Source organism: Paraburkholderia graminis (assembly GCF_003330785.1).
GTDB classification, from domain to species: Bacteria; Pseudomonadota; Gammaproteobacteria; order Burkholderiales; family Burkholderiaceae; genus Paraburkholderia; species Paraburkholderia graminis.
Genome location: NZ_CP024934.1, coordinates 3,464,815 through 3,479,982, shown reverse-complemented (window position 1 = coordinate 3,479,982; position 15,168 = coordinate 3,464,815). Strand labels below are relative to the sequence as shown.

Here is a 15,168-nt window from a genome sequence, read left to right as displayed (position 1 = left end):
ATGTTTAGGAGCTGAACCGCCTGATGCAAAGCGTGCCTCGTGCGCCGCGTGCCTTCGCGGCCCACAAACATGACCGGCACTTTGCGAACCCTTCAGTGGGATGGGCAAACTTCCCCCCGGAAAAAGCCGTCGGCGGTATCGCCGTCGGCTCGATCAAGCAATTGCCGGCGTTGATTTCCAACGCCGATGACATTTGGCGCGCGGTGCCTTGCGGCACGGCGCGCCTTACCGCATTCATTAGCGTAAGCGCGCGGCACCTGCGTACGCCGATGAATAGCCCGCTTCGTAGCGCGCGCCCTGAGAAGCGTCCGCGGGAAGCGGGTTTTGACGAAGGGTGTAGTTTGAACTGACTCTCATCTGAAAACCTGAAGGAGAAAATGATGGCAACTGCAAAGAAAGCCGCCGCTAAGAAGCCTGCAGCAAAGAAGGTCGCAGCAAAGAAGGCAGCTCCGGCGAAGAAGGCCGCACCGGCCAAGAAGGTAGCAGCGAAGAAGGCTGCTCCGGCTAAGAAAGTAGCGGCGAAGAAGGCAGCGCCGGCGAAGAAGGTAGCAGCGAAGAAGGCTGCGCCGGCCAAGAAGACCGCAGCGAAGAAAGCAGCACCGGCCAAGAAGGTAGCAGCGAAGAAGGCAGCGCCGGCGAAGAAGGCTGCAGCGAAGAAGGCTGCACCGGCCAAGAAGGCGACTGCGAAGAAGGCAGCGCCGGCCAAGAAGGCCGCTGCGAAGAAGGCCGCGCCTGCGAAGAAGGCTGCTGCGAAGAAAGCCGCGCCTGCCAAGAAGGCTGCTGCCAAGAAGGCTGCGCCTGCGAAGAAGGCTGCTGCTAAAAAGGCTGCGCCTGCCAAGAAGGCTGCTCCTGCGAAGAAGGCCGCTGCTGCTCCCGCGAAGAAGGCCGCGCCTGCGAAGAAGGCTGTTGCCAAGAAGGCTGCACCTGCACCCGCTGCGACTTCCGTTTCGAGCGCACCGGCAGCAACGGTGAAGACCGCGCTGAACCCGGCAGCAGCATGGCCGTTCCCGACGGGCAGCCGTCCGTAATCGGGCTGTTCAGCGGTAGCAGTACTTCGACGCATCGCATGATGTGTCGATGATCGAGTAGCGCTTCACGCAGTCTCGCGAGCGCTACTCGGTCAGGATCCCGTTGCCGGTTTCGGCGACGGGATTTTTTTCGTCCGTACGAGTCGATACAAACGGAAGCAGCACGAATGCGCAGGCGAAAAAAAACGCATGCACAGGGGAGGGCATGCGTGTGAGGTCGATGCGGCCGCATGAAGCTGGCCGCTCGAGAGGGGAAAGCTTAGTGCGTGACGCGCGTGACGCCGCCGCTGGAAAGCAGCCGGACGCGGTCGCCGGCGCGGAAAATCTCGCCGGTTGAGCTTTGCGTGATCGCGCGAATGTCGCCGTTATCGAGCCGCACGGTAATTTCCAGACCGTCGCGCACGGCCACCCGGTTCTCGACCGAGTTGCCCGCCACCGCACCCGCCAGACCGCCAATAATGCCGGTGACGATCGAGCCCGTGCCGCCGCCGATAGTGCTGCCGGCCACCGCGCCGAGCGCGCCGCCGCCGATCGCACCGAGGCCGCTCGGCTGACCGTTGTTCGAGCTGATCTTGACGGCGCGCACGCTGTCGACCATGCCCATGCGGACCGTTTCCTCGCGCTGCGCCTGCGACGCGGTGTAGACGTCGGCGGAACTGCTGTTATACGCACACCCCGACATGGCCAGCGAACCGGCGATCAAGGCGGCCACTATCAGGCGACTCGTTGTTCTCATTCCCTAACTCCAATAGCTTTCGGTATTACGGCAGGTCGTACCCGAACGCCTGCTTGAACCGTTCGTTGATCTGCGCCCGGGTGGGCGCGTAGTTTTGCGGACCCTGCTGTTCGATCTTCAGCGCGCCCATCAGGCTCGCGAGACGGCCCGTGGTCGCCCAGCCGAGCTTCTTTTCGATGCCGTACAGCAAGCCGCCGCGAAACGCGTCGCCGCATCCTGTCGGGTCGAGCACCTGCTGTGCCTTGACGGCGGGAATGTCTTCGACGCCGCCCGCATGATGAATCTGCGCACCGTGTTCGCCGAGCGTGACGATGAGCGCTTCGACCTTGCCGGCGATCTCCTCGATCGACCAACCCGTCTTGTTGCTCACAAGTTTGGCTTCGTAATCGTTGACAGCTACATAGGTCGCAAGTTCAATCATGCGCCGCAGTGCAGCACCGTCGAAGAGCGGCAGTCCTTGGCCGGGATCGAAGATAAACGGCACGCCCGCTGCGGCAAGATGCTCGGCGTGCTGGATCATGCCGTCGTAGCCGTCCGGCGCGACAATGCCGAGCGTGATGTCCTTCGCTTCGTCCGCGCGGTTCAGATGCGACTGCATCATCGCGCCCGGATGGAACGCGGTGATCTGGTTGTTCTCGAGGTCGGTGGTGATCATCGCCTGCGCCGAATAGGTGCCCGGCACGACCAGCACGTTTTCCGTCGACAGCCCGAGCTGCCTGAAGCGGTCCATGTAAAGCTGCGCGTCGACCTCGCCGAGCGTGCCCATGATGCGCGCGTCGCCGCCGAGCAGATTCAGCGAATAGGCGATGTTGCCCGCGCAGCCGCCGAACTCGCGGCGCATCGTCGGCACCAGAAAACTCACGTTCAGGATGTGGACCTGCTCCGGCAGGATGTGCTCCCGGAACCGGCCTTCGAAAGTCATGATGTTGTCGTAGGCGAGCGAGCCGCAAATCAGCGTAGCCAAGGCGAGCGTTCCTGTAAAAAAAGAATGAAGAAATCGGGGTGACGATGTGAAAGCGCCGCGCGTGGAGCGCGGCGCCGGAGTCTGCTACGCCGAGGTTTTACTTCAGCGCGGCGAGTGCTGCGTCGTAGTTCGGTTCGTTCTTGATCTCGCTGACCAGTTCCGAGTGAACGACCTTGTCGTTCTCGTCGATCACGACGACGGCGCGCGCGGTGAGGCCCGTCAACGGACCGCTGGTGACGTCGACGCCGTACGCCTGCGCGAAGTCATGGCCGCGGAACGTCGAGGCCGTCACGACGTTCTCGATGCCTTCGGTCGTGCAAAAGCGCGACGCCGCAAACGGCAGATCGCCCGACACGACGATCACGGCCGTGTTGCTGAGCTTCGCGGCGGCTTCGTTGAACTTGCGGGTGGACGTCGCGCAGGTCGGCGTGTCGAGGCTCGGGACGATGTTCAGCACCTTGCGCTTGCCCGCGAAATCGGCGAGCGACAACGGTTTCAAATCCTTGCCGACCAGCGAGAAAGCGGGCGCGGTCTGGCCGGCCGACGGAAAGCTGCCGGCTACTTCGATCGGGTTACCACCCAGCGTGACTTGACTCATGTTGTTGTGCTCCGAAAGTTCGTCTGTGACGACGGTGAGCGCGCCCGAATCGAGCTGGACGCGCGGGGATGCGTTACGGATAGAAAATCTGTACGCGGAAATTCGACGCGACCGCGTTGCCCGTATCGAGGCGCACGATCATGGTTTGCGTCATGTGCGGCGGCAGGCCGGCCGCGATCGGCGTGCCCGGCGCCACGTAGTCTTGCGGAAACAGCACGCGGCGCAGCGCGATGTTGTTCTGGTCGTCGAGCAGCGTGAGTTCGATCGCCGGGTAGGCGAGCGCGACGTTGAAGCGGTTGCGCAGCGGCATGCGCAACTCGAGCTTGTGCGGCCCATCCACTTGCCGCAGATCGGACGGCTCGACCTGCAGACCGTCGATGTCGTGCGGCGCCGTCACCTGGCAACCGAGTTGCGCGCATACCTTCGTGTACAGCGCCTGGCTGCGCGGCATATAGACGAGCACCGTTTCGCGTTGCCACCATGCGAGCTGCGCCAGCAACGCGATGACGAGCAGTCCCGCCGCCACCGATCCGCCGATGATCCACGCGAGGCGGCGCGGCTCGGCAGGGCGCGTTTCGCGCACCACGGGGAACGGATCGGCGTCGTCGTTGACCGGCTGCACGGAGAACGGCTCGCCGTCCGGCGTGGCTGCCGCGCGTGCCGGGCCGCGCAGATCGAGATCGTCGTCGAAATGCGGGTGCGGATGCGTTGTGCCGAGGCCGGCCGCGCCTACGCCGGTCGTGCCGAAATGCGGTTCGTTGTCGGGGAATCCGTGGAAACTTGCCGACTCGTTCAGCACCGGTTCGTCGGGCTCGGAGCCGGGAGCGCGCTCTGTCTTATGCCAGACGCGCGGTGCTTCGTCGGCGGGCGGCTGCGTTGCTGGTTCGTTTGCCGGTTCGCTTGCCGGCTCGTTTGCCGGTTCCGTGTCATACGCGAACGGTTCGAGCGGTGCGTCCGCGAGCAGGGGTTCGTGATCGGCTGCAGCCGTCGGCGCGCTGCCTGCGGGCAAGCGCGGTTCCTTCGGCGCAGCACCCGCTGCACCCGCTGCCGCCGATGGACCTGCGCCCACGTAGCGCGGCTGCGCCGAGACGTTCTCCGCGTTGTGCCTGAGGCGTTCCTCGAAGAGCGGCGTGGGCCTCGGCGCCCACGGGTCCCACGCTGAGGGGCTGAAGTCGGCGCTGCTCGGGCGCGCGCCCGAAAGCGCCTCCATGGCCGCGGCTGCGGAGACCTGTCTTGCAGTGGAGAAGTCGCCGGCTTCGCTGATGTCGTAGAGGCTGCCGGATGCATCGAATACTTCGTGGCACTGCCCACAGCGCACGAGCCCGCGACGCAGTGCGAGCTGCGCCGGTTGCAGGCGGAAAACGGTTTCGCAGAAGGGGCAGCGCGTTGCCAGAAGCATAGTAAGCCGGTTAGCCAGGAGGCCGTTGGTTGGACAATGCGCCTTATTCTAATGGCTTTCGCGACGCGTTCCCGTTAAGCATACCCAGCCTTCGTGTTCCCGCCATACGCCGATGTCGATCCACCGCGCGTACACCTGCGCGACTTCGTCGGCCTGGCGCGCCAGGATGCCGGACAATGCGATCCGTCCACCGGGTTTGACCTTCGACGACAGCATCGACGCCATCAGCTTGAGCGGATTGGACAGGATATTGGCGACCACAATCTCGAATTCACCGGTCGGACATTCGTCGGGTAAGCCGTAGGTAACTTCAGCGCGGTTGCGCTCGCTGTTGTGACGCGCCGACTCGACCGCTTGCGGGTCGATGTCGATGCCGTACACCGGATTCGCGCCGCACTTTTTGGCGAGAATCGCGAGGATGCCGGAGCCGCATCCGTAGTCGAGCACGGACTGTCCGCGCTTCACCGATTGCTCCAGCCATTCCATGCACAAACGCGTGGTCGGATGGCTGCCCGTGCCGAACGCGAGGCCCGGATCGAGTTCGAGTATCAGCGCGTTCGGGTCCGGCGCGTCGTGCCACGACGGCACGACCCAGATCCGCTCGCCAATCGGAATCGGATCGAATTGCGACTGCGTGAGCCGCACCCAGTCCTGTTCCTCGACTTCACGCACTGTGAAAGCCGGCGCTTCCGCAAGACCGATTTCATTCGATGCCGCCGCGAGCAGCACCGCGGGATCATGCTCTTGCGCAAGCAGCGCGATCACGCGCGAATGCTGCCATGCGGTGCGATCGGGCGTGAGACCGGGCTCGCCGAAGAGCGGCTGCTCATCGGGCGTGTCGGCGTCCGCATCTTCCACGGACACGGACAGCGCGCCCAACTCGAGCAGCGCGTCGGACAATTCCTCCGCGTGCTCGCGTGCCAGTTCGGCGACCAGTTCCCGGTAACTCATGACTTACGCTTCTTCCGGCGCGGCCTGCTGCTTCGCGGCCAACCGGTTCTCGAGGTAGTGAATGCTCGTGCCGCCTTCGACGAACTTCGCGTCAAGCATCAACTCGCGATGCAACGGGATGTTCGTCTGAATGCCTTCCACGACCATTTCCGACAGCGCAATGCGCATCCGCTTGATCGCCTGCTCGCGCGTCGCGCCGTAAGCGATCAGCTTGCCGATCATCGAATCATAGTTCGGCGGCACGAAATAGCCATTGTAAGCATGCGAATCGACGCGGATGCCGGGACCGCCCGGCATGTGCCACGACGTCAAACGTCCCGGCGACGGAATGAACTTGAACGGGTCTTCGGCGTTGATCCGGCATTCGATCGCATGGCCCTTGAAGACGATGTCGCGCTGACGGAACGCGAGCTTCTCGCCGGCCGCGATGCGGATCTGTTCCTGCACGATGTCGACGCCCGTGATCAGCTCCGTCACCGGGTGTTCGACCTGCACGCGCGTGTTCATCTCGATGAAGTAGAACTCGCCGTTTTCGTACAGGAACTCGAACGTACCCGCGCCAAGATAGCCCATCTTCTTGCAGGCGTCGGCGCAACGATCGCCGATCCGGTCGATCAGACGACGCGCGATACCCGGCGCCGGCGCTTCCTCGATCACCTTCTGGTGACGGCGCTGCATCGAGCAGTCACGCTCGCCGAGCCAGACCGCGTTCTTGAACGAATCGGACAGCACCTGAATTTCGATGTGCCGCGGGTTCTCCAGGAATTTCTCCATGTAGACCTGCGGGTTGCCGAACGCGCGGCCGGCTTCTTCGCGCGTCATGTTGACCGCGTTGACGAGCGCCGCTTCCGTGTGCACCACGCGCATGCCGCGGCCGCCGCCGCCGCCCGCCGCCTTGATGATGACCGGATAGCCGACCTGGCGCGCAATTTTCACGATCTCTTTCGGATCTTCGGGCAATGCGCCTTCCGAACCCGGCACGCAGGGCACGCCGGTTTTGATCATCGTCTGCTTGGCGGTCACCTTGTCGCCCATCATCCGGATCGTTTCCGGGCGCGGGCCGATGAAGGTGAAGCCGGACTGCTCGACACGCTCGGCGAAGTCGGCGTTCTCCGACAGGAAGCCGTAGCCGGGGTGAATCGCTTCGGCGTCCGTGACTTCCGCCGCGCTGATCAGCGCCGGCATGTTCAGGTAGCTGAGATTCGAGGGCGCCGGGCCGATGCAGACCGCCTCGTCCGCGAGCTTCACGTACTTGGCTTCCTTGTCGGCTTCCGAATAGACGACGACCGTCTTGACGCCGAGTTCGCGGCAGGCGCGCTGGATACGAAGCGCGATCTCGCCGCGATTGGCAATGAGGATTTTTTCAAACATAGCGGGTTTTCGACTCATCAGTGGGCGCCGGGTTGTTCACAACACCGGCTGCCTCAGAAGATCGGATGCGCGCCGTGCCCAACGGGCGCCAGTAACGCAAGGGGCACAGCGAGCGCAACGGCATGCGCGCGGCAAGGCGCGGGTGCGCCGCCGCGGTGCGCCACTTAGCCGACCACGAACAGCGGCTGGCCGTATTCCACCGCCTGACCGTTTTCGACGAGGATTTCCTTCACGACGCCGGACTTGTCCGACTCGATTTCGTTGAGCAGCTTCATCGCTTCGATGATGCAGATCGTCTGGCCTTCCTTGACCGTATCGCCGACCTGGACGAACGGCTCGGCGCCCGGCGACGGCGCACGATAGAACGTGCCGACCATCGGCGACGTCACGACGTGGCCCTGCGGAGCGGCTGCCGCCGGCGTCGCCGGAGCGCCTGCCGCGGCGCCTGCGGCCGGAGCTTCGCCGCCGTTGGCCGGCGCACCCTGCGCGAACTGCTGCGGCGCGTACGAAGGGGACTGTTGCACGTAAACCGGCGGCGCATTCTTGACGATGCGCACCTTGCCTTCGCCCTCGGTCACTTCGAGTTCGGAGATGCCGGACTCCGAGACCAGGTCGATCAGAGTTTTCAGTTTACGTAGATCCATCAGGAAGCCCCTTTCAATGCGTGGAAGTGCCGGCGCGTGGGCGGCCGGCGCAAATTAGACGTGTTGTTGATTCAGCCGCGCGACGAACCGGCCGCCAGCCGGTCGAGCGCGAATTCGAGCGCGTACAGATAGCCCTTCCAGCCGAGACCGCAGATCACCCCTTCGGCCTGGTCGGAAAAATACGAGTGGTGCCTGAACGGCTCGCGGCGATGCACGTTCGACAGGTGAATCTCGACGAACGGAATACCGACGCCCGCCAGCGCGTCGCGAATCGCCACGCTGGTGTGCGTGTACGCGGCGGGATTGATCAGAATGAAATCGGTCTTTTCGGTGCGCGCGGACTGGATGCGATCCACGAGCGCGCCTTCGTGGTTGCTCTGGAACGACGCCAGTTCAACCCCGGCGTCCGCTGCGCGATCGGCGAGCGCCTGATCGATCTGCGGGAGCGTCACGCGGCCATAAACCTCGGGTTCCCGTGTGCCGAGAAGATTGAGGTTGGGGCCGTGCAGTACCAGCAGTCGCGTCATGGTCGCTTCTTTTTCCGTGGAATTGGGCGCACTTTAGCGCTGATTAGAGAAACTTGTCTAGTTTCCTTCACGGACGGCGCGTTGTGAGCGCTCTTTTGACGGCTCTGCGGCGGTTCAACTTCTCCCAATTCCGCGCGATTTCCGCGTAACTTCGCGCCTTTCCGCCGCAAACGGATGTCAAAAGATTAGGAAATTTACAGCGAGTCGAGCGTCTGTTTCAGCGCTTTTGGATCGATCTGGCCTAATTTTGTCGCGCGAACGTTGCCGTTGGCGTCGATGACTACGGTGAATGGCAGCCCGCCCGCCGTATTGCCGAAGGCCCGCGCGAGGTCGGCGCCGCCAAAGCCCGTCACGTAGACTGGATAGGCGACTTGCACCTTTTGCAGGAATGTCTGGACGTTTTTCTCCGAATCCACGCCAAGTCCGACGAACTGGATGCCTTTGCCCGCGTAGTCGCGCTGAAGTTGCGACAGCGCCGGCATTTCCTCGACGCAGGGGCCGCACCATGACGCCCAGAAGTTGACGACAATTGGCCGGCCCTTCAGCGCAGTTAGCGATTCGGGCTTGCCGTCGGCTGTCTTGACCGGCATCGCCCAAAGCTGGGCCACGGCGCTTTCTTTCGACGCGGGCTGCTGCGCTGTCTGCGCCACATCGCTCACGCCATCGCCCTCGTGGTGGCGGCCGTTCAGCCAGTGATTGGCCGCGACGCCGCTCGCGGCCGCGATCACGGCGACGAAAACGCCGAAGAGAATCCGTCTGGTGTTCATCATGCGTGTCTAGTTGGTGGAAGGTGCGACGCCGCCGCCGTCGAGCAGCAATTGAACCGCCTGCAGATTCGCGCGCGCCGTGCGTCCGCGCGCGTCGGCCTTGACCGCGCCGCGCAGGTCGTCCGATTGGTAAAGGGCGACGTGAACCCCGACGGGTTCGGCGTCGCGTCCTTCGCTCGCCGACCGCCACAGGAAGCTCAGCGTCTCGACGTAGCCGCGCCCGGCGAAATGGCGCGTCTCCGAAACATCGTACTGAATGTTCGCGTTCAGAAAGTAGATGGCGACTTCCTTCGGGTCGTCGCAGAACAACTGAAGGTGAATGTCGGAATGCTCGCCGGCCGTGCCGCCGAGCACGGCGCCCGTCAGGTACGGATTGAACGGCGCGAGCCGCTCCATCCATTCGACCGCGATACGCCGCAGGCGCCGCAACAGCGCCGGCTGACTGTCGCCCTGGAAGAGCGACTGGTATTCGCGGATTTCTTCCTCGATCTGGTCGTTATCCGGCAGCCATTCGCCGGCGACGCGGCTTTCCCCGACCACCTGCCGGGCCGCTTTGCGCTTGGCCGTTGCGTAGTCGAGACCGTCTTCCGCAATCAGGCGCGCGGCCGCGACCGCGATTTCCTCGCGCACGCGCTGCGGATCAAAATGTGATTTGCGAACCATTCGTCCATCATACTAGAGATTGATGACAGCCCTTTCCGGCGGCCCGGACCGCTGTGGGCGCGTGCCGGGGCGGGCGAGCGCGCTTAGGTCTTCGGGAGGCGTCGGTTACAATAGCGACCTTTGTGGGCAGCCGTTTCGGCTGCTCCCCATCTCACATCCCTCGCAGCAAAGCGCCGGCCGCCCGGCGTTTTTCTGGCCCCCTCGGGGTCGGGCGCCAAGCGCCGGGTGAGGGGCCTTCCAGGAAAAACGCCCGCGCGGCACGACAGGCTTATGCACATCCACATCCTCGGTATCTGCGGCACGTTCATGGGCGGTCTCGCGGTCCTCGCGCGCGGCGCGGGCCACACGGTGACGGGCTGCGACGCCGGCGTCTATCCGCCCATGAGCACGCAGCTCGAGGCGCAAGGCATCCGGCTGATCGAGGGCTACGACGCGGAGCAGTTGAACGGCCTGAACGCCGACCTGTTCGTGATCGGCAATGTGGTCACGCGCGGCAATCCGCTGATGGAAGCGATTCTCGACCGCGGCCTGCCGTATGTGTCGGGCCCGCAATGGCTCGGCGAACACGTGCTGAACGGCAAATGGGTGCTCGCCGTGGCCGGCACGCACGGCAAGACCACTACCACGTCCATGCTGACGTGGCTGCTGGAAGACGCCGGTCTGAACCCCGGCTTTCTGATCGGCGGCGTGCCGCTCAATTTCGGCGTGTCCGCGCGGCTCACGGATTCCAGCTTCTTCGTGATCGAGGCGGACGAATACGACACCGCCTTCTTCGACAAGCGCTCGAAGTTCGTCCACTACCGGCCCAAAACGGCCGTGCTGAACAACCTCGAGTTCGATCACGCCGACATCTTCCCGGATCTCGCCGCCATCGAGACGCAGTTCCACCATTTGATCCGCACCGTGCCGCGCATTGGCCGCGTCGTGACGAACGGTCGCGAAGACGCGCTGGAGCGCGTGCTGACGCGCGGCTGCTGGAGCGAAGTGGAGCGCTTCGGCGTGCAGGGCGGCTGGGAAACGCTGCCCGCGGAAGACGGCGTGCCCGTCGACGAACGCTTTGCCGTGTATCACAACGCCGAGCGTGTGGGCGTGGTCGAGTGGCAGGTGCAGGGCGAACATAACCGGATGAACGCGCTCGCCGCGATCGCCGCCGCGCGCCATGTCGGCGTGCCGCCGGCGCAGGCGGCGAAGTCGCTGGCGAGCTTTCGCAACGTGAAGCGGCGCATGGAAGTGCGCGGCAGCGTGGACGGCGTAACCGTCTACGACGACTTCGCTCATCATCCGACCGCGATCGAAACGACCGTGGCGGGCCTGCGCGCACGCGTGGGCCGCGACAACACGCGCATTCTCGCGGTGCTCGAGCCGCGCTCGAACACGATGAAGCTCGGCGTGATGAAGGCGCAACTGCCCGCCAGTCTCGCCGACGCCGATCTGGTGTTCGGCTACGGCGCGCCGAGCGGCCGCGACGCGCTCGGCTGGAACCTGGGCGAAGCACTCGCGCCGCTCGGCGCCAACGCGCAAGCCTTCGACAATCTCGACGCGCTCGTTAAAGCGGTAGTGCACGCGGCGCGCCCCGGCGATCAGATCCTGGTGATGAGCAACGGCGGCTTCGGCGGCGTGCATCAGAAACTGCTCGACGCCCTTTCCGCGCGAGGCGCCACGTGATTCTTTATCTGCACGGTTTCCGCTCGTCGCCGAATTCGTTCAAGGCGCGCCTGCTGGCGGCGCGCCTTGTCGAACTGGGCCGCAGCGACGAATGGTGCTGCCCGATGCTGCCGGTTTCACCCTCCGAGACGATTGCGCTCGCGGAGTCGCTAGTGGCCGCTGCCGGCACGCAGCGCGTGACCGTGATCGGCAGTTCGCTCGGCGGCTACTTCGCCACGTATCTGGCGGAAAAGCACGGCTGGCCGGCCGTGCTGCTGAACCCGGCGGTCGTGCCGCAACGCGACCTGAGCGCCTATCTCGGCGAGCAGCCGTTGTGGCATGGCGGCGGCAGCATCGTCGTCGAGCCGCATCATCTTGACGAATTGCGGGCGCTGAGTGTGACGTCCATCACGCGCCCCGAACGTTATTATTTGCTGGCCGCGACCGGCGACGAAGTGCTCGACTACCGCGAAATGCTCGCGCACTATCCGGGCGCGCGCACGACGCTGATCGAGGGCAGCGACCACGCGATCAGCGAGTTCGCCGATTATGTCGACGACGTACTGGCCTTTTGCGACGCGGAAGACGTCGAACCGCCCGCGCCGCGCGAAGCAGCTTGAGCAATAACCGGACTTAACCAGAGTTAGCCAGACATAGCGAACGCCTGGCCGGGTCGAAGCCGAACGTAGCCGGCGCGATCCAGAAAGCGGACCGCGCGGCAGCAGAAGCGCTGCTCGCCATCAGATTCATGCCGCACAGATTCATGCCGCATGCGCGCCTCGCGCGCGGCGGACCCACCATCACGAACACGTTGCCGTGCCGCGCACGCCGGCGGATGCAAGTCAGACGAGAGTATTGAGTGAACGTTTTCTTCGAGGAATCGGGCAGTTTCAAGGCCGGCAGCGTGCTGTCGCGCCAGGGCGATGCGTTTCAGGTCGAGTTGCCGGGCGGCCGCCGCGCCAAGGTGCGCGCCAAGGATGTGCTGATCGAGTTCGACAAGCCAGGCGCGGCCGAGTTAATGCAGGAAGCGGACGCCGTCGCGCAGGACATCGATCTCGACTTCCTGTGGGAATGCGCGCCCGACGACGAGTTTCCGTTCGCCACGCTCGGCGCGGAATATTTCGGCGAGCGTTTCGGTCCGACCGAACGCGCGGCGCTGGTGCTGCGCATGCATGGCGCGCCGGTGTATTTCCGTCGCAAGGGTCGCGGCATGTATCAGCGCGCGCCGCAGGAGCAGCTCAAGATGGCGCTCGCCGGTCTCGAACGCAAGCGCCAGCAGGCGCTCGTGCAGCAGGGCTACGAGGAAGAGCTGAAGGCCGGCCGTTTGCCCGAGGCGTTCACCGGCAAGACGGCGCTCGCGTTGCTGACCAAGCCCGACAAGAACACCATCGAGTACAAGGCGCTCGAAGCCGCCGCGGCCGCGCGCGGCATCTCGCAGGCGCGGCTGATGCTGGAATGCGGCGCGATTCCGTCGGCGCGTGCGTTGCACGAGGCCAGATTCCTCGCCGAGTTTTTCCCGCACGGCACCGGTTTTCCGCCGGTCACGCTCGGCAGCTTGCCGGACGATTTGCCGGAAGCCAACGTGCAGGCATTCTCGATCGACGACATCACGACCACTGAAATCGACGACGCGTTCTCCGTCGAGCATCTCGCGGACGGCCGCGTGCGGATCGGCGTGCACATCGCCGCGCCGGCGCTCGGCATTCAGCGCGGCGATGAGGTCGATGCGATTGCGCGCACGCGTCTGTCGACGGTTTATATGCCGGGCGACAAGATCACGATGCTGCCCGACAGCGTCGTCGATGCGTTCACGCTCGCCGAGGGCGGTTTGCGTCCGGCGCTGTCGCTCTATGTGATCGTCAATCGCGAGACGCAGGAAATCGTCGCGAGCGAAACCCGCGCCGAGCGTGTGTTCGTGAAGAACAATCTGCGTCACAACACGCTCGACGAACTCGTCACCGAAGAAGCGCTCGCCGCCGGAACGGGCGAGTATCCGCACAAGGAAGACATCGCGGTGTTGTGGCCGTTCGCGCAGGCGCTGTTCGAAAAGCGTCAGGCCGCGCGCGCGGGCTACGGTCTGCGCCGCGAGGTGCAGCGCAATACCGACTTCAACTTCTACGTCGAAGGCGAACACATCACGATTACGCCGCGCCGGCGCGGTTCGCCGCTCGACACGATCGTCGCCGAACTGGCGATTCTCGCGAATTCGTCGTGGGGCGCGTTCCTGCACGATCACGGCGTGCCGGGCATCTATCGCACGCAGCGCGCGTTCGGAGCGCCGACCGGCCCCAAGCGCACGCGCATGCAGACCAATGCCGCGCCGCACGAAGGGCTCGGCGTCACGCAGTACGCGTGGAGCACGTCGCCGCTGCGCCGTTACGTCGACCTGGTGAATCAGTGGCAGTTGCTCGCGTGCGTGCAGCATGGCGTGACCGCCAAGCTGGCCGCGCCGTTCAAGCCGAAAGACGCCGATCTGTTCGCCGTCGTGCAAGGTTTCGACGATACGTATACCGCGTACGCCGATCATCAGCGTCGCATGGAATATTTCTGGTGCCTGCGCTGGCTCAAGCAGGAGAACAGGAAGCAGGTGGTGGCGTCGGTGGTGAAGGGCGATCTGGTGCGGCTCGAAGAAATTCCGTTGCTGCTGCATGTGCCGGGGCTCGGCGTGCACGCACGCGGCACGCGCCTGCAGATGGAAGTGATGTCGATCGACGAATTGACTGTCGAGGCGTCCGTGCGTCTTCTGCATGTGCTCGACGCGCCTACTGTGACGAGCGGCAGCGAAGCGGAAGAGGCGGACGAAGCGGACGAAGCGGACGAAGGCGAAGAAGAGGAGATCGTCGAGGCATCGGATGAAAGCGCCGAGCGCGAAGCCGAGGCGCAAGCCGAAGCGGATGCCGAAGGCGATTCCAATGCGAACGATGCTTCGAGCAACGAAGGTTCGTCGAATGCCGACGCCGGGCAGCACATTACGGAACCCGGACGATGAGCGCGGCAGGAACGAAAGACCGTTACGCGGTGATCGGCAATCCGGTCGGCCATAGCAAATCGCCGTTCATTCACAGCCGCTTCGCCGCGCAGACGGGTGAGGCGCTCGAATACGGTGCGTTGCTCGCGCCGGTGGATGCTTTCGTGCCGCACGTGCGCGCCTTTATCGACGCGGGCGGCCGCGGTCTCAACGTGACGGTGCCGTTCAAGCTCGACGCACACGCTTTCGCCGACAGCCTGTCGCCGCGCGCGGCCGCTGCCGGCGCGGTGAATACGTTGCGCGTCGATTCGAGCGGCATCTACGGCGACAACACCGATGGCTTCGGGCTCGTGCGCGACATCGAAGTGAATCTCGGCGTGTCGCTGAAGGGCGCGCGCGTTCTGTTGCTTGGCGCCGGCGGCGCCGCGCGCGGCGTGGTGCTGCCGATGCTCGAGCGCGCGCCGCATACGCTCACCATCGTCAACCGGACGGCCGAGAAGGCCGAGGCGCTGGTCGCGCAATTCGCGCAAGCCGCGAGTGACGCCGCTTGCCGTCTGAGCGGCGGCAACGCGCGCGCGATCGAGCCGGGCGCTTACGACGTGATCGTCAACGCGACGGCGGGGAGTCTCGAAGCGTCGTTGCCGGAGTGCGACGAGCGCGCGTTCGGCAGCGGCACGCTTGCCTACGACATGATGTACGGCGCGCATCCGACCGTCTTCATGGAGCACGCGGCGAAGCTCGGCGCGCGTGGCGCCGATGGTCTCGGCATGCTCGTCGAGCAGGCAGCCGAATCGTTTTACGTCTGGCGCGGCGTGCGGCCCGACGGCGCGCCCGTGCTCGCCGAACTGCGCGCGTTGTTGACGGCGCCGTCGCACGCCTGACGCGCGCGTCCGTCACACCTGCATTCA

The 15,168-nt window shown here is 64.7% G+C and carries 16 protein-coding genes; 6 read left to right on the top strand and 10 right to left on the bottom strand.

What is annotated here, in order from left to right; genetic code table 11:
- Positions 1-23 precede the first annotated feature (23 nt).
- Positions 24-350 (top strand): hypothetical protein, encoded by a 327-nt coding sequence (locus CUJ91_RS15550; RefSeq protein WP_006051851.1) that lies wholly within the window; start codon positions 24-26, stop codon positions 348-350.
- Positions 351-380: 30 nt separating this feature from the next.
- Positions 381-1,028, top strand: a complete 648-nt coding sequence (locus CUJ91_RS15545; RefSeq protein ID WP_006051852.1) for a histone H1-like DNA-binding protein — start codon at positions 381-383, stop codon at positions 1,026-1,028.
- 259 nt (positions 1,029-1,287) lie between these two features.
- On the opposite strand, the gene CUJ91_RS15540 is transcribed toward CUJ91_RS15545, so the two are convergent.
- The 10 genes from CUJ91_RS15540 to CUJ91_RS15495 all read right to left on the bottom strand — a co-directional run bounded on the left by CUJ91_RS15540 (position 1,288) and on the right by CUJ91_RS15495 (position 9,648).
- Complete coding sequence (locus CUJ91_RS15540) at positions 1,288-1,764, bottom strand: outer membrane lipoprotein (protein WP_006051854.1); 477 nt, start codon at positions 1,762-1,764, stop codon at positions 1,288-1,290.
- A gap of 25 nt (positions 1,765-1,789) precedes the next feature.
- On the bottom strand, positions 1,790-2,728 hold the full coding sequence (locus CUJ91_RS15535; RefSeq protein ID WP_006051855.1) for a carbohydrate kinase family protein: 939 nt from the start codon (positions 2,726-2,728) through the stop codon (positions 1,790-1,792).
- A 97-nt stretch (positions 2,729-2,825) separates the two neighbouring features.
- Positions 2,826-3,326, bottom strand: coding sequence for a thiol peroxidase (gene tpx, locus CUJ91_RS15530; protein ID WP_006051856.1), 501 nt, complete (start codon positions 3,324-3,326; stop codon positions 2,826-2,828).
- Between the two features lie 73 nt (positions 3,327-3,399).
- Positions 3,400-4,725 carry a DUF3426 domain-containing protein gene (locus tag CUJ91_RS15525; protein WP_114156491.1) on the bottom strand — a complete coding sequence of 442 codons (1,326 nt, stop codon included), beginning with the start codon at positions 4,723-4,725 and terminating at the stop codon, positions 3,400-3,402.
- A gap of 48 nt (positions 4,726-4,773) precedes the next feature.
- Positions 4,774-5,676 carry a 50S ribosomal protein L11 methyltransferase gene (prmA, locus tag CUJ91_RS15520; protein WP_114156490.1) on the bottom strand — a complete coding sequence of 301 codons (903 nt, stop codon included), beginning with the start codon at positions 5,674-5,676 and terminating at the stop codon, positions 4,774-4,776.
- Between the two features lie 3 nt (positions 5,677-5,679).
- Complete coding sequence (gene accC, locus CUJ91_RS15515) at positions 5,680-7,047, bottom strand: acetyl-CoA carboxylase biotin carboxylase subunit (RefSeq protein ID WP_006051859.1); 1,368 nt, start codon at positions 7,045-7,047, stop codon at positions 5,680-5,682.
- Between the two features lie 164 nt (positions 7,048-7,211).
- Positions 7,212-7,691: an acetyl-CoA carboxylase biotin carboxyl carrier protein gene (gene accB / locus CUJ91_RS15510; protein WP_006051860.1), complete on the bottom strand. Its 480-nt coding sequence runs from the start codon at positions 7,689-7,691 to the stop codon at positions 7,212-7,214.
- A 71-nt stretch (positions 7,692-7,762) separates the two neighbouring features.
- Positions 7,763-8,218 (bottom strand): type II 3-dehydroquinate dehydratase, encoded by a 456-nt coding sequence (aroQ, locus tag CUJ91_RS15505; protein ID WP_006051861.1) that lies wholly within the window; start codon positions 8,216-8,218, stop codon positions 7,763-7,765.
- Between the two features lie 194 nt (positions 8,219-8,412).
- A complete protein-coding gene (locus CUJ91_RS15500) occupies positions 8,413-8,985 on the bottom strand; it encodes a TlpA family protein disulfide reductase (protein ID WP_114156750.1) in 573 nt (190 codons plus the stop codon).
- A 9-nt stretch (positions 8,986-8,994) separates the two neighbouring features.
- Positions 8,995-9,648, bottom strand: coding sequence for a hypothetical protein (locus CUJ91_RS15495; RefSeq protein ID WP_006051863.1), 654 nt, complete (start codon positions 9,646-9,648; stop codon positions 8,995-8,997).
- A 270-nt stretch (positions 9,649-9,918) separates the two neighbouring features.
- On the opposite strand from CUJ91_RS15495, the gene mpl reads away from it, so the two are divergent.
- The 4 genes from mpl (at position 9,919) to aroE (ending at position 15,141) form a co-directional block, all read left to right on the top strand.
- Complete coding sequence (gene mpl / locus CUJ91_RS15490) at positions 9,919-11,313, top strand: UDP-N-acetylmuramate:L-alanyl-gamma-D-glutamyl-meso-diaminopimelate ligase (RefSeq protein ID WP_006051864.1); 1,395 nt, start codon at positions 9,919-9,921, stop codon at positions 11,311-11,313.
- The gene (locus CUJ91_RS15485) at positions 11,310-11,912 is read left to right on the top strand and encodes a YqiA/YcfP family alpha/beta fold hydrolase (RefSeq protein WP_006051865.1); all 603 of its coding nucleotides are present in this window, start codon (positions 11,310-11,312) and stop codon (positions 11,910-11,912) included. The genes mpl and CUJ91_RS15485 overlap by 4 nt, the downstream gene beginning before the upstream one ends.
- A gap of 239 nt (positions 11,913-12,151) precedes the next feature.
- Positions 12,152-14,281: a ribonuclease catalytic domain-containing protein gene (locus CUJ91_RS15480; protein WP_114156489.1), complete on the top strand. Its 2,130-nt coding sequence runs from the start codon at positions 12,152-12,154 to the stop codon at positions 14,279-14,281.
- Positions 14,278-15,141: a shikimate dehydrogenase gene (gene aroE, locus CUJ91_RS15475; protein WP_114156488.1), complete on the top strand. Its 864-nt coding sequence runs from the start codon at positions 14,278-14,280 to the stop codon at positions 15,139-15,141. Before CUJ91_RS15480 ends, aroE begins: the two co-directional genes overlap by 4 nt.
- The last annotated feature ends 27 nt before the right edge of the window (positions 15,142-15,168 follow it).

What these genes read in the sequence shown, in the direction of transcription:
- aroQ (WP_006051861.1), bottom strand. Translation starts at nt 8,218, where the DNA reads ATGACGCGACTGCTGGTACTGCACGGCCCCAACCTCAATCTTCTCGGC.
- accB (WP_006051860.1), bottom strand. Translation starts at nt 7,691, where the DNA reads ATGGATCTACGTAAACTGAAAACTCTGATCGACCTGGTCTCGGAGTCC.
- aroE (WP_114156488.1), top strand. Translation starts at nt 14,278, where the DNA reads ATGAGCGCGGCAGGAACGAAAGACCGTTACGCGGTGATCGGCAATCCG.
- accC (WP_006051859.1), bottom strand. Translation starts at nt 7,047, where the DNA reads ATGTTTGAAAAAATCCTCATTGCCAATCGCGGCGAGATCGCGCTTCGT.
- CUJ91_RS15545 (WP_006051852.1), top strand. Translation starts at nt 381, where the DNA reads ATGGCAACTGCAAAGAAAGCCGCCGCTAAGAAGCCTGCAGCAAAGAAG.
- CUJ91_RS15525 (WP_114156491.1), bottom strand. Translation starts at nt 4,725, where the DNA reads ATGCTTCTGGCAACGCGCTGCCCCTTCTGCGAAACCGTTTTCCGCCTG.
- mpl (WP_006051864.1), top strand. Translation starts at nt 9,919, where the DNA reads ATGCACATCCACATCCTCGGTATCTGCGGCACGTTCATGGGCGGTCTC.
- CUJ91_RS15495 (WP_006051863.1), bottom strand. Translation starts at nt 9,648, where the DNA reads ATGGTTCGCAAATCACATTTTGATCCGCAGCGCGTGCGCGAGGAAATC.
- CUJ91_RS15500 (WP_114156750.1), bottom strand. Translation starts at nt 8,985, where the DNA reads ATGAACACCAGACGGATTCTCTTCGGCGTTTTCGTCGCCGTGATCGCG.
- tpx (WP_006051856.1), bottom strand. Translation starts at nt 3,326, where the DNA reads ATGAGTCAAGTCACGCTGGGTGGTAACCCGATCGAAGTAGCCGGCAGC.
- CUJ91_RS15540 (WP_006051854.1), bottom strand. Translation starts at nt 1,764, where the DNA reads ATGAGAACAACGAGTCGCCTGATAGTGGCCGCCTTGATCGCCGGTTCG.
- CUJ91_RS15550 (WP_006051851.1), top strand. Translation starts at nt 24, where the DNA reads ATGCAAAGCGTGCCTCGTGCGCCGCGTGCCTTCGCGGCCCACAAACAT.
- prmA (WP_114156490.1), bottom strand. Translation starts at nt 5,676, where the DNA reads ATGAGTTACCGGGAACTGGTCGCCGAACTGGCACGCGAGCACGCGGAG.